Source organism: Methylobacterium dankookense, assembly GCF_902141855.1.
Lineage (GTDB): Bacteria > Pseudomonadota > Alphaproteobacteria > Rhizobiales > Beijerinckiaceae > Methylobacterium > Methylobacterium dankookense.
Window position 1 is genome coordinate 1 of sequence record NZ_CABFVH010000003.1, and the last position, 13,458, is coordinate 13,458.

The window sequence follows — 13,458 nt, forward strand, 5'->3', positions numbered from 1 at the left end:
CCACGTCTTCCGGCTTGTGCCGCTTCGTTCCCATCTGTCCGTCCTCATCTGGCTCAAAAGCCATACCTCAGGGCGGACCACTTCAGTGGGGGCGGATCAACAGGAGGGCGTCTTCCACCCCGCTTTCACGCTTTGTTCGCGGCGGGAAGTCCGAAGCAGTAAGCCAGCAGCTGGTTCTGCTCCCGGACGGTCCACGTACCAGCGAACCCGAAGCCTTTCCGCAGCCACAGCATCGCCTCGAAGCCGGAGATCGTGCGCCGGGCCGTGTTGAAGGAGCGGAAGCCGCCGACTCGCGGCATCGCTCGTTTGACCCGGAAGTGGTCGCTCTCGATGCCTTGCTGCAGGTGCTTGGTGATGTAGTGGACCGGCGCTCGTGGCAGCAGACCCGCCATGCAGCTGTCGGCGATGGCGGATGGGTAGGGACCAGCGCCATCGGTGCCGATGCGATCCGGGGCGAGCAGCGGCTGATCCTGGAGCATCTTGCGGAAGAAGCGCTTGGCGGCGTCGAGATCGCGATGGGCGGTGAGCAAGAAGTCGACCGCCTCGCCATGCTTGTCGATGGCGCGGTAGAGGTAGCGCCACTGGCCGCGAACCTTGATGTAGGTCTCATCGATCCGCACCGAGCCGCAGTGTGGCCGACGGAACTGCCGCATTGGCCTGCTGCCGGTTTGTTGGACACCGTCCTAAGCTAATTGGGTTCGGTTTTCGAACTCGACGGGGCTGAGGTAGCCCAAGGTCGAGTGCCGCCGCGCCAGGTTGTAGAAGCGCTCGATGTAATCGAACACGTCTGCACGGGCTTCATCCCGCGTCCGGTAGGTCCGTCGGGCGGTGCGCTCGGTCTTCAGCGAGGAGAAGAAGCTCTCCATTGCCGCGTTGTCCCAGACGTTGCCCGAACGGCTCATCGAGCAGGTCACGCCGTGCTCGGTCATTTGACGCTGGAAGGCTTCGCTCGTGTATTGCGAGCCCTGGTCCGAGTGATGCAGCAAGGCATCCGGCTTGCCTCTGCGCCAGATCGCCATGACGAGCGCATCTGTCACGAGTTGAGCCGTCATACTGGCCTGCATCGACCAGCCCACGACACGGCGCGAGAACAGATCGATGACGGCGGCGACGTAGAGCCAGCCCTCGGCGGTCCAGATATACGTGAAGTCGGCGATCCACTTCCGGTTCGGAGCGTCGGCCGCGAACCGCCGCTCCAGGAGATTGGGCGAGGCAGCGGCCCGCTCACCTTCATCCTTTGGCAGGCCCCGTCGGCGCGGTCGCGCTCGCAAGGCATTCTCGCGCATGATCCGCTCGATGCGGTGCAGCCCGCATGACACGCCCTGGGCGAGCACATCGCGCCAGACGCGCCTCGCGCCGTAGGTGCGGTCGCTGGCCACGAAGCTCGCGTGGGCCTTGCTCAGGATGGCTTCGTCGTCCCGTGTGCGTCGGCTAGGCTGCCGGGTGAGCCAAGCGTGGAAGCCGGAGCGCGAGACACCCAGCGCCGCGCACATCCAGGCAACTGGCCAGACAGCACGATGCTTTGCGATGAACGCGAACTTCATATCGCGTCCCTCGCAAAGTATGCGGCGGCCTTTTTTAGGATATCACGCTCCGCTTTTAGACGAGCGACCTCCTTGCCCAGCCGGTCGATCTCGATCTGCTCGGGCTTCATCTGCCCCTGACCGGGAAAAGCGTGTTGGGGATCGGCCGCCGCCTGCCTCACCCACCGGTGCAGCATCGTCTCGTGAACATCGAGATCGCGCGCGGCCTGCGCCACACTGACACCACGTTCCCGAATCAGTCGAACCGCCTCGATCTTGAACTCACGTCCGAACTTGCGACGCTGCATGGAGCACCTCCGGCTTCACCTTCACACCTAAACAGGGTGTCCGTGAAACCGGCAGCAGGCCAATGTCGCGATAGCTGAGCGGGTAGCGCAGGTACCAAGAGACCGCCTGGACGATCAGGGCCGCCTCGTAGTGCCGGCCTCGGAAGTCAGCCTTAGCCCGCTGCTTGAGCTTGGCGGCGATAGCGGACAGGATCATGGGCCGGCTCCGAAAGCGGAGCGGCACGCTGGGTGGGTGTGGCTAACGAGCCGTAAACGAAGGGCCGTCCGGGTTTGCGACAGGCCCCTCCACCCGACCCAGACGTTCGGACCGCCTTGTGCGCATCTCCGAAGCGGCCGTTCGTCAGCCGTGCGCCACCTTTGGCCCGGTGTGGAAAGCGACTTGGCCGATTTAACAGGCAGCCAGAAAGAAGCAGCCGGCAGTTGGTCGCGGCATCGACTGGAAGGGTGCACATGCTCCGAAGCCGAGTTGGAACTCCGCTCTCCCGAACCTGCCGCATCAGATAAGTCGATCACTGCTGAGAAAGCCCGCCGCGGCAGCTGCAGGGCGGGCTCTCGTGGTGCGATACGGGATCCCGCCTGTCTTCAGCGGGTGGTTCCCGAACCCGTCGACCCTGGGACAGCGGCTTGGTTAGCCTTGATGGCCCACAACTCGGTCGGCAAGCTGATAGGGGCGCCGGGCTTGTAATCCGCCGAGTCCTGAATGTGGGACGTCGTCACGTAGATCGTGCCATCGGGCCCTTCGCTGAACGTATCCGGCCACCGGAGCCTGTCGTCCTGAACCAGCGTGGTCAGGCCACCGTCCGGCTTGGTCAGGTCGCGGACCTTCACTGCGTTGTCCTGCGGTGAGGTGACATACATCCGCCCGTCCTTGCGAGAGATCAGTAGCCCGTCAGCCGGCCCGTTCTCGCCGACCGTGGCGATCTTCCCGCTCAGGGTTCTGTCGCTCAGCGACTCGGGCACGAATGATGCCGTGGCCCAACCTGTCAGTGCGTCAGTCGGGAGGCTGTAGAGGGTCTTACCCTTTATGGCCTGCCAGTAGAGTGTCTTGCCATCAGGGGAGAGTGCAATGCCGTCGGCGGAGAACTCGACGCCGCGCCCATCGGGGCGACGGAGTGGCTTTCCGTCGTACTGTATGGTCACGCTCTTATCCGGCATCGTCGAGGGGTGGCCGGACAACACGCGCTTGGCTGAACCGCTGTCGAGATCGACCACGATCAGCGCCCCCTCAGCCCCGGAGTCCGTCAGGTAGGCGGTCTTGCCATCGGGCGAGATGCGTACGTCGTTGATGTAGGAGGCCTGCATCACCGTGCTGGTATCGAACGGGATTGTCTTCACGACCTGATTGGTCTTCAGGTCGATACCCACGAGCTTGGCTCCGTCCTTGATCACATGCGCCATCGCCGGTGCGGCGGCGTCGACCACCCAAAGGCGATCCTGCCCATCGGCGACGACGCTCTGAACGCAGACGAAGTGTGTTTTAGGATCGACCTCGTCCTTCCTGGCATTGCGCCAGCTGTTCCAGTCATCGTTCGGGTAAGCGACCGGCTTGCCATCCTTCAACTCGGCAACCGAGACCGGAGCGTCCTCACTCCAACGCGGGAAGTTAACGAACATACGCCCGTCTCGGCTTACAGTGATCCCTGTGACCTGATGCGCGAAGCTCGCGATCTGGGTGAGATTGCCATCGGCTGGAGCGCGGCTCTGGGATAGGGCGGGACCCACTAGCGCTGCGGTGCTGGCCATCAGGGCTAGGGCCAGACCGAAATGGGCGCTCGCTGAAAGTTTCATACTGGGCACTCTCTGAGAGGTATGCCAGCCAACTCCTCAGCACGATCTTGGCTCCCCGTGACCTTGCCCCCTGTTTGACCTTGCCCCCTGGCCTGCCCTCATTCTGAAGCTAGGGTCCGTCGAGCAGGAGACGGACGATGAAGAAGAGCCGGTTTAGCGAAGAGCAGATCATCGGCATCCTGAAGGAGCAGCAGGCTGGGCTGCCGGTGGCTGAGATCTGTCGCCGCCACGGCATCAGCGACGCGACGTTCTACACGTGGCGCTCGCGCTTCGGCGGCATGGAGGTCTCGGACGCGCGGCGTCTGAAGGCGCTCGATGAGGAGAACCGCAAGCTCAAGAAGCTCCTGGCCGAGGCGATGCTCGACGTGGCCACGCTGCGTGAGGCGCTGGGAAAAAACTTCTGACGCCCGGCGCACGGAGAACGGCCGTGAGCTGGGCCATCGAGGAGAAAGGTTATTCGCAGCGTCGTGCCTGCGGGCTGATCGGCCTTGAGCCGAAGACGTACCGCTACGCCTCGACCCGTGGTGACGACGCGGCTGACCGGCGCTCGCTTCCGCAGTTATGTCGAGGAGACCCTAATCCCGACCTTGAAGCACGGTGACACGGTGGTGCTCGACAACCTGCCGGCTCACAAGGTCAGCGGCATCCGCGAGCGCATCGAGGCGGCTGGCGCCCGGCTGCTCTACCTGCCGGCGTATTCGCCAGACTTGAACCCGATCGAACTCGCCTTTGCCAAGCTCAAAGCTGGCTTGCGTGCCCAGGCCGCTCGCACGGTCGCGGACCTTTGCGACACCATCAAACAGGCCTTCACGCGCTTCACACCGGACGAATGCCGTAACTACCTCGTGGCCGCAGGCTACGATGCTTTCGACCCAACCTGATCGGATGCGGCTCTAGGTTCGGGATCGGTCCGCTCAGGCGGCGCGCGCGATGACGTCGACGAGATCGGACCGGTGGTAGGGTTTGGACAGGAACCGCCCATGGTCAGGCAGGTCGCCGTCCTGCATGCAAGCCCGGCCCGAGGTCACCACGAGACGGATGTGCGGCCAGCGCTCCGCGACGCGGGCGGCCAGGGCGATGCCGTCCATCGAGCCGGGCATGTCGATGTCCGTGAAAAGGGTGCCGATGCCGGGGTCGCCCTCTAATAGCACGAGGGCCGCGTCGGCCGTATGACGTCGAAGCCGGACTCTTCCAGCATGTCCCGTGCGACGAGCCGTACGAAGGCATCGTCCTCAACGAGCAATACGACCCGGATGGCTGTCAGCGGCTTCTTCGACATGACACGTAAGGTTGGTGCAACGGGTGAGTCTCAAGCCGCTAACATGGGATAAAGTTGCAGTTTTGCGACGCCTCCCTGGACTGCCGCAACCCTGGTGCGTCGATGCCTCATGGGGCCGCGATAAGATCCTTGATGCGGGAGGCGAGCGCCTCCATCACGAAGGGCTTGGTGAGGACGGCCATCCCGGGTTCGAGGTGCCCGTTGCCGACCGCCGCGTTCTCGGCGTAGCCGGTGATGAACAGGACCTTGAGGTCGGGTCGGCCCACCCGCGCTGCGTCCGCCATCTGCCGCCCGTTCATGCCACCCGGCAGGCCGACGTCGGTGACGAGCAGGTCGATGCGCACGTCCGACTGCAGCACCTTGAGCCCGGCCGCCGCGTCGGCCGCCTCGATGGCGGTGTAGCCCAGGTCCTCCAACACTTCGGTGACCAGCATGCGGATGCTCGGCTCGTCGTCCACGATGAGCACCGTCTCCCCTTGCTCGGCGCGCGGAGCTGCGGCGAGATCCGGCAGGCTGTCGAAGCCTTCGGCGTCGCCGTAGTAGCGAGGCAGGTAGATGCACATGGTCGTGCCCTGGCCCACCTCCGAATAGATGCGCACCTGCCCGCCGGACTGGCGGGCGAAGCCGGAGATCATGCTCAAGCCGAGGCCAGTGCCCTGGCCCATCGGCTTGGTGGTGAAGAACGGGTCGAAGGCGCGCGCGATCACGTCCGGCGTCATGCCGGTGCCGGTGTCGGTCACGCAGAGCGAGAGGTACTGGCCCGGCGGCAGGTCACGCTCCCTGGCCGCATGCTCGTCGAGCCACTTGTTGGCCGTCTCGATGGTGATCCGCCCCGCGCACGGCATCGCGTCGCGAGCGTTGATGCAGAGGTTGAGGAGCGCGTTCTCAAGCTGTGGCGGGTCGACAAGCGCCGGCCACAGCCCGGCCGCCCCGACCACCTCGATCTGGATGGCCGGACCCACGGTGCGGCGGATCAATTCCTCCATGCCGTGGATGAGGGCGTTCACGTTCGTTGGCTTCGGATCAAGCGTCTGACGGCGCGAGAAGGCGAGCAGGCGGTGCGTGAGCGCAGCAGCCCTCTTCGAGGCGCCCTGCGCCGCGGTCATGTAGCGGTCGAGATCGGTGAGGCGGCCCTGGCTCACACGGGTTTGCATCAGCTCCAGCGAGCCTGAGATGCCGGTGAGCAGGTTGTTGAAGTCGTGGGCGAGCCCTCCGGTCAGCTGCCCGACGGCCTCCATCTTCTGCGACTGCCGCAGCGCCTCCTCAGTCCTGGCAAGCGCCTCGGCTGCCTCCTTCTCGACTTGGATGTCGCGCCCGACCGCGTGGATGAACGCCTCGTCGGGCACCGCCGTCCACGACAACCAGCGATAGCTGCCGTCCTTCTGCCGGTAGCGGTTCGCGAAGCGTGGGATGACCGAGCCGGCCGAGAGGTCACCGGCGGCCGCGGCGGTGGACGCAGCGTCGTCCGGGTGCACCAGATCCTTGAAGGAGCGCCCGATCAACTCAGCTTCCGACCAACCGAGAAGGGTGGACCAGGCCGGGTTCACCGCCACGATGGTCGCGTCGAAGCGGGCCACCAGCATCACGTCGGTCGAGAGCCGCCACATCCGGTCGCGGTCGCGAGTGCGCTCCTCGACCTGCTGCTCCAGGTTCTCGTTGAGGCTCTCCAGCTGCGCCGCGACGCGCTTCTGTTCCTCGATGTCCGTGTTCGTGCCGATCCAACGCGTGACGGCGCCATCCAGACCGCGGATCGACTCGGCGCGCACGAGGAACCAGCGGTAGGACCCGTCCGCGCGGCGGATGCGGAACTCGGTCTCGTAGTGGGCCCCATCCGCCAGTGCGTCCGCCCAGGCACCCCCCGCTCTCTCGGCGTCGTCGGGGTGCACGATGGCGGCCCACGCCGTACCGTCGAGCTCGCCCGGTCGAGCGCCGCTGTAGGCATAGACCTGCTCGTTGAACCAGTAGAGTTCGCCGGCCGCGCTCGCCGCCCAGACATGGTTCGGCATGGCCTCCGCAAAAACCCGGAACTGCTCCTCGCTCTCGCGCCGGCGCGCCTCGGCGCGGAACCGCTCGATGGCGGCCCGGGTGCGCTCGGCGATGTCGCGGATGAAGGCGAGCTTGTCGGTGCGCCAGTCGCGGACCTGCCGGTCGTGCAGGAAGAACACCGCCACGATCCGCCCCTGCTCCATCACAGGCACGTTGATCAGGGCGCGGACGCCGATGCTCAGGAGCGGGCCCGTATTGCCTGCGGTCCGCGGGTCGGTCATCACGTCCGGGATGACGATCTCGCGGCCTTCCGACAAACCTGCCCGGACCGCGCCGAAATCGTCGAAGCGGTGCCGCCCCGCGACGCTCGCCACGCCGGCCGCTGTCCAGTCCCGCTCAATCTCGATGTGCTTCAGCGTGTCGTCGACCGTGCCGTACCCGGCGCGGTCGAGGCCGAGCGTGCGCGCCATGATCTCGGCCCCTACGGCCGCCATCTCGGCCGTGCCCTGACAGGCCTGCAGCCGGTCGCCAAAGGCTATTAGGGCATCCCGGAAGGATTCCTGTCTGCGACGTTCCGTGAGGTCGCGGGTGACGGTGCCGTAGCCGGTGACGGCCCCGTGCGCGTCGCGGACCGGGAAGATCGTGTAGTGGACCGGGACGGCGGCGCCCGTCGAGAAGTTTCGGAACGCGAGGTCGCCCTCCCAGAAGCCACTCTCGCGCACGGCCGGGAGCACCTGATCCAGCACTGTCGGCCTGTCGCCGGGCTCGAAGTAGTCCACCAGGTTGTAGCTGCGGGCTTCTGCCAGGCTCGCGAGACCGACGAGTCTGCGCCCCGCCTCGTTCAGGAACTCGGCGCTCCCGTCGAGATCCGCGATGCCGATGAAGTCCGTCGATTGCTCGACCAAGGCTGCCAGCCGGCGCGCCTGCGCCTCGGCGGTCCGGGCCTGCGTGACGTCGTGCACCGTCCCAACGAAGCGAACCGGCTCACCGTCCCGAAAGACGGTGTTGCCCTTGGCGGCGAGGACGCGTTCCACGCCGTCGTGCCGGCCGACGACGCGGTACTCGATGTCGAAACCTTCGGGCGAGCCGATGGCGGCTTGGATGGCGCGGTCGGCCCGGTCGCGGTCGCCTGGGTGGACGCCGGGCAGGAAGGCGTCCTCGTAGGAGACCGGGTCGTCTACCGACAGCCCGAAGAGGGCGCGAGTGCGCGCGTCCCAGGTGAGGGCGCTCGTGACGAGGTCGTAGTCGTAAATGCCGGTGCCGGCCCCTTTCAGAGCCAGCCGGAGGCGGTCCTCGGCCTCCTGCAGATTAGCCTGCGCGGCTTGTCGCTCGGCGATGTCGGTGACCATGACGAAGATGCCGTCGACGGCCCCGTCTGCGGTCCGGCGCGGGATGTAGCGGATCTCGGACTGGCGCGATGCGCCGCCCCGGTATGGCATCAGCGCGTCGAAGGTAATGTCCTCGCCCGCGAGCGCCCGTGCCATGAAGGGCAGCCTGGCGGCATAGACGTCCTCGCCGACGACCTCGCGCACCGGCCGGTTGAGGATCTCGCTCGCCGGGCGCCCGAACCAGATCTCGTAGTGCCGGTTCACGAACCGGTAGACGCAGTCCTGGTCGATGAAGCTGATGAGGATCGGCAGCGCGTCGGTGACGACCTGGAGCTCGTCCCGGCTCCGGCGGGTCGCCCCTTCCGTCGCGGTGGCCTCAGTGCGGTCGCGCAGGATTTTGAGGAAGCCGATGTCGGCGCCCTCCATCGAACGCAGGGGCATCAGCTCACCGCTGGCCCACAAGCGGGAGCCGTCCTTCCGCAGGTGCCAGCGCTCGTCGGCCGCGTGCCCGGTCTCGGCGGCGCACCGCATCTCCGTTGCCGGCCGATCTGCCGCCCGGTCCTCGGGGGTGAAGAAGGTCGCGGCCGACTGCCCCACCATCTCACCGGCCGACCAGCCCAGGATGCGCTCGGCGCCCGGGTTCCAGGCGGTGACACGTCCCTCATGGTCGGTGGTGATGATGGCGAAGTCGACGGCGCTGTCGAAGATCGCCCGGTAGTGGAGCTGCTCCGGTTCGTCGGGGGTGCGTCGGGAGAAGGTGCTCAAGGCGAGGTTACGCGACGTGTTCGAGGAAAAGGTGGGCGCCGACGGAGTGTGGGAGCCTCTTGCCTGTCATTTGAGGCGACGCGTAGGCCGACCCGAGCGGCTACGCATTCGCCGCACGCCGGCCCGCGTCCCGGGCAGGCGTTTACGCCGCCCGCGGTCAGGCGGATGGCGCGACGGTGTCGGCCATGCGAGCCTGCCGCGCGCCGAGCGGCTTCTGGCTGCCGACGGTTGTGTCATGCGCGGTCTGGTGCTCCATTTCGGCATTGAGCTCGGCCCCGAGCAGCACGACAGTGGTCGAGAGCCAGATCCAGGTCATGAAGCCGATGGCGGCGCCGAGCGAGCCGTAGGTCTCGTTGTAGCTGCCGAAATTGGCGACGTACCAGGAGAACAGGCCCGACACGATCAGCCACAGCGTGCCGGCCACTGCGCTGCCCCAGGTCACCCAGCGCCACTTCGGCTTCCTGCGGCTCGGACCGTAACGGTAGAGCACAGCCAGCGTCCCGATGACGAGGAGCAGCAGAGCGGGGAAGCGCAGAAGCGCGATGTACCAGGCCTTCTGATCGAGCCCGAGCACTTGCAGGGCGGCCGGCACCACCACGATGCCGGTCAACGCCAGCACCACGAACAGGAGCGCGCCGGCCGTGAAGGCGAGCGACTGCAGGTTGAGCATCACGAACGAACGCTTCTCCTCCTCCTCGTAGGCGATGTTGAGCGCGTCGAAGATCGCCTTCATCCCGCCGTTCGCGCTCCAGAGCGAGATCAGAACGCTGACCACGGCGGTGAGCCCGAGCGCGGTGTCGCCTTGGTCGGTCAACCGCTTCACCTGGCCGCCGACGATGTCGATAGCCCCGTCCGGCAGGATGCCGCGCAACTCGTTCAGGTGCGTGTTGATCGTGCTCGGGTCCGCGACTGCGCCGTAGATGGAGACGAGTGCAGCGATGGCCGGGAACAGCGCCAGGATGGCGTAGAAGGTGACGCCGGCCGCGACCAGCAGGATGCGGTCGTTGCTGAACTCCTGGTAGAGGCGCAGCCCGATGTCCTTCCAGCCCTTGGCGGGGATCTCGGAGGGCGTGTTCGCCTGTCGCCCGCGCTCCGGCTCGGCCTCGGCTACGCGAGTGGCCGCGGCCCCCTCCTGGGAGGCGGGGCCATCCTCGGTTCCGAGCTTCCGCTCGCCCGCCGAGAAGTGGCCCGCGCCGGGCGACGAACCACTGCGCCGCCTTGGCAGGGCGACTAGGCCGACGAGCGCCACGCCCAGGAATGCGGTCCACAGGGTCGAGGAGGTCTGCGGGGAGGCGGTGGCAGGAAGCGGTGGGGTAGTCTGGTCCGTCATGGCTCACCGGTGCTGCAGGGCTCACGGTCGGCCCTTGGGCATCGTCACAACGGCAATGGACACGCTTTGGTGCCCTAGGCTCGCGAACATCCCACATGCCCCTACTGCATCGACAAAGGCCTCGGCGTCGGAGCGGTCGCCCGTCCGCTCACGCCCTATCTAGAACCCGACCCGATCAAGCGTGGCAGGCTAGAGCTGTTGCCGATCAGGTTGGATCGTATGCGTCGTATCCTGCCGCTGTCAGGCAGTTGCGGCAGGCCTTTGGTGTAAGGCTGTCGAGGGCGGATCGGATTGCCGCTTTCAGATCTGGAAGCGTCCGCGCGGCGGCTTTGCGCAGGTCGGCTTTGAGCTTGGCGAAGATCTGTTATCGGGTTGAGGTCCGGCGAGTAGGGCGGAAGATAGAGCAACTTGGCGCCCGCCGCCTGGATGGCTTCGCGCACGCCGGCCACCTTGTGAGCGGCGAGGTTGTCCATGATCACCGTGTCACCCCGCTTCAGCACGGGCACCAGGGTGTCGGTGACGTAGGCCCGGAAGCGCTGGCCGTTGGTGGCTCCGTCGAACAGGACCGTGGCCGCCACCCCGCTGGTGCGCAGGGCCGCGGTGACGGTGGTGGTCTTCCAATGATGGGGTGGACGCCCCCCGACGGCATCGACGTGCCAGGATGGTGGTGTTGAGAGCCATCAGAGGGAGGCGTCCGTGACAGAGGCTACCACCATCGGCCTGGATCTGGCCAAAAATGTCTTCCAGGCCCACGGCGCGGATGCCGCCGGCGCGCCGGTGTTCCGCAAGAAGTTGCGACGCGATCAGGTGCTGGCCTTCTTCGCCGCCCAGCCGCCTTGCGTCGTGGCGATGGAGGCTTGCCCTGGCGCCCACCATTGGGGCCGAGAGATCGGCAGGCTCGGCCACGCGGTCAAGCTGATCGCGCCGGCCTACGTGAAGCCCTTCGTCAAGCGGCAGAAGAACGATGCGGCCGATGCCGAAGCGATCTGCGAGGCCGCGCAGCGCCCGACCATGCGGTTCGTCGCCGTGAAGAGCGAGGCCAAGCAGGCCGCTGCGGCGATCTTCCGAGCCCGCGATGTACTGGTCGGCCAGCGCACCCAGCTCATCAACGCGTTGCGCGGCCATCTCGCCGAATACGGCCTGATCGCGCCACAGGGCCCCGCCCACATTGAGCGGCTGATCGCCCAGATCGAGGATCCCGACTCGGGCATCCCGCCGGCCGCCCGAGCCTGCCTCGCCGTGCTTGTTGGCACGCTGCGCCATCTGCAGGAGCAAACCGCGGCGCTCGACGCCGAGATCGCGGCACGCGCCAAGGCCGACGAGACGGCCAGGCGGCTGATGAGCGTGCCCGGCATCGGTCCGCTGATCGCCACCGCCATCGAGGCGCTGGCCCCGCCGACCGGGACATTCCGCTCAGGCCGGGACTTCGCCGCCTGGGTCGGGCTGACGCCGGTGCAGCGCTCGACCGGCGGCAAGGAGCGCCTTGGCCGCACCTCGCGCATGGGCGAGCGCACGTTGCGCCGCCTGCTGATCATCGCTGCCAGCGCGGTGGTGCGCTGGGCCAAACGCAAGGGCGTGCCGTCCGACTCGTGGCTGGGCCGGATGCTGGCGCGCAAGCCGCCGATGCTGGTTATCGTGGCCGTGGCGAACAAGAACGCGCGCATCGCGTGGGCCCTTCTGACGAAGGGCGGGGTCTACCGAGCTCCGGCCGTCACCGCGTAGGCGGGGCGGACGCGAGGCTGTCGGAGGGCGTGAGGAGGTCGACGGACAGGTATGGCGCAACGTCGGTGAGGCGGGGTCGGGAGAACCAGGCGCACGGGTAGCGCTTCGAGCGCGCTGTAGTGATGTGGTCCCGATCCTCGCACTCCCATACGGGCCCGCGGCACATGATCCGCCGCATCAGAGGCCGGACACATGGCAGCACCTGATCACGCGCAGCGCCTGTACAGAGATTTTGCTTGCACCCCAGGGGGCGTCCACACATGGCCGTGCGGGACAGCGACACGGCAACGCTCACCGCGCACGGCCCAGCCGTAGCGGCGGACCATGTTGGTGGTGGTCGCCGTCTCATCGAGGAAGACGAGCCTGTCCGGGTCGAGTTCGTCCTGAGCCTCGAACCAGTCCTCGCGCTCGGCTTTCACGTCCGGTCGCTGCTGCTCGGCGGCGTGAAGCGTGTTTTTTTGTGCGTGACGGCGTGGCGCTGGAAGAAGCGCGACAGGCCGCTCTCGCTGGTGGCGATCCCGCGTTCGGCCAGCAGGGCGCGCACCTCCGATAGGGTGAGCATCGGTCGATCCAAGCGCAGTTTGAGGATCAGTTCGGCTTGCGCTTCGAGGTGCTGCGAGCGTCGGTCGCCACCCTGCGGCTTGGCCGCCACCCGGCCTTCCCGCTCGAAGCTCTCCTGCCAGCGGATAGCGCTGGCGGGACTGACCCCGAACCGCTCGGCGGCCTGACGGCGCGAGGCGCCCTCGGACACGGCCTTCACGACGCGCTCGCGCAGATCCGATGACAACGGTGACCCCATCGATCCTCCTATCGAGAGGACCAAAGGGAATTAGATCTCGCCTCGTCAGGGAACCCCAACCGACTCACAGAGGTCCAGGCTGTGTGAAAACGCCCTGATCTGGTAGAGTAAATCCCGATCTGGGGAGTTCGGGATGAAGCGCTTCATCGCAGGCGAGGATCGTCAGCAGATCACGCTCCTTCCCGACTGTCTGGACGACTACATCACCGCCGACAATCCGGTTCGCCTCGTCGAAGTGTTCGTCGATGAGCTCGATCTGGGCGCGCTCGGCTTCGCGGGCGCGGTACCGGAGGCCACGGGCCGTCCGGCCTACCATCCAGCGACTCTGCTGAAGATCTACGTGTACGGCTACCTCAACCGCGTTCCGTCGAGCCGGCGCCTCGAACGCGAGAGCCAGCGCAACATCGAACTGATCTGGCTGACCGGCCGGCTGATGCCCGACTTCAAGACGCTGGCCGACTTCCGCAAGGATAATGGCCCAGCCATCCAGGCCGCCTGCGCGCAGTTCGTGATGCTGTGCCGCCGGCTGAACCTGTTCAGCAAGGCCGTCGTCGCGGTTGACGGCAGCAAGTTCAAGGCGGTCAAACGAGCACTCGCGCGCCAGGACATGGAGCCGATTGGCTGAGGGAG

The 13,458-nt window shown here is 66.7% G+C and carries 5 protein-coding genes and 8 pseudogenes; 4 read left to right on the forward strand and 9 right to left on the reverse strand.

Translation table 11 applies throughout. The features are described from left to right. Positions 1–125: 125 nt before the first annotated feature. From MTDSW087_RS03375 to MTDSW087_RS03390, 4 genes and pseudogenes are all read right to left on the reverse strand, one after another. A pseudogene (locus MTDSW087_RS03375) lies at positions 126–659 on the reverse strand (IS6 family transposase); the annotation flags it as partial. 24 nt (positions 660–683) lie between these two features. After that, positions 684–1,831, reverse strand: a protein-coding gene (locus MTDSW087_RS03380; protein ID WP_144760258.1) for an IS3-like element ISMch5 family transposase whose coding sequence is annotated in 2 segments (ribosomal slippage) — positions 684–1,582 and positions 1,582–1,831 — 1,149 coding nt in all. Because the reading frame shifts where the segments join, the coding sequence is not laid out codon by codon here. 61 nt (positions 1,832–1,892) lie between these two features. Next, positions 1,893–2,027: pseudogene (locus tag MTDSW087_RS03385) on the reverse strand (IS6 family transposase); the annotation flags it as partial. 386 nt (positions 2,028–2,413) lie between these two features. Further along, positions 2,414–3,619, reverse strand: coding sequence for an L-dopachrome tautomerase-related protein (locus MTDSW087_RS03390; RefSeq protein WP_003607500.1), 1,206 nt, complete (start codon positions 3,617–3,619; stop codon positions 2,414–2,416). 137 nt (positions 3,620–3,756) lie between these two features. Between MTDSW087_RS03390 and MTDSW087_RS03395 the strand changes: the two are divergent. Then, a pseudogene (locus MTDSW087_RS03395) lies at positions 3,757–4,181 on the forward strand (transposase); the annotation flags it as partial. Beyond that, positions 4,162–4,500, forward strand: a pseudogene (locus tag MTDSW087_RS03400) (transposase); the annotation flags it as partial. The pseudogenes MTDSW087_RS03395 and MTDSW087_RS03400, both read left to right, overlap by 20 nt. 33 nt (positions 4,501–4,533) lie before the next feature. Here MTDSW087_RS03400 and MTDSW087_RS03405 read toward each other — a convergent pair. From MTDSW087_RS03405 to MTDSW087_RS03420, 4 genes and pseudogenes are all read right to left on the reverse strand, one after another. Continuing rightward, positions 4,534–4,898, reverse strand: a pseudogene (locus MTDSW087_RS03405) (response regulator). Positions 4,899–5,005: 107 nt separating this feature from the next. Then, complete coding sequence (locus MTDSW087_RS03410) at positions 5,006–8,977, reverse strand: PAS domain S-box protein (RefSeq protein ID WP_144760261.1); 3,972 nt, start codon at positions 8,975–8,977, stop codon at positions 5,006–5,008. Positions 8,978–9,134: 157 nt separating this feature from the next. Further along, positions 9,135–10,307, reverse strand: a complete 1,173-nt coding sequence (locus MTDSW087_RS03415; RefSeq protein ID WP_003604606.1) for a YihY/virulence factor BrkB family protein — start codon at positions 10,305–10,307, stop codon at positions 9,135–9,137. Between the two features lie 205 nt (positions 10,308–10,512). Beyond that, positions 10,513–10,939 (reverse strand): annotated as a pseudogene (locus tag MTDSW087_RS03420) (IS630 family transposase); the annotation flags it as partial. A gap of 64 nt (positions 10,940–11,003) precedes the next feature. Between MTDSW087_RS03420 and MTDSW087_RS03425 the strand changes: the two are divergent. After that, the gene (locus MTDSW087_RS03425; RefSeq protein WP_144760264.1) at positions 11,004–12,029 is read left to right on the forward strand and encodes an IS110 family RNA-guided transposase; all 1,026 of its coding nucleotides are present in this window, start codon (positions 11,004–11,006) and stop codon (positions 12,027–12,029) included. 251 nt (positions 12,030–12,280) lie between these two features. On the opposite strand, the pseudogene MTDSW087_RS03435 reads toward MTDSW087_RS03425, so the two are convergent. Further along, positions 12,281–12,828, reverse strand: a pseudogene (locus MTDSW087_RS03435) (IS630 family transposase); the annotation flags it as partial. 133 nt (positions 12,829–12,961) lie between these two features. Between MTDSW087_RS03435 and MTDSW087_RS03440 the strand changes: the two are divergent. Further along, positions 12,962–13,411 (forward strand): annotated as a pseudogene (locus MTDSW087_RS03440) (transposase); the annotation flags it as partial. Positions 13,412–13,458: the final 47 nt, after the last annotated feature.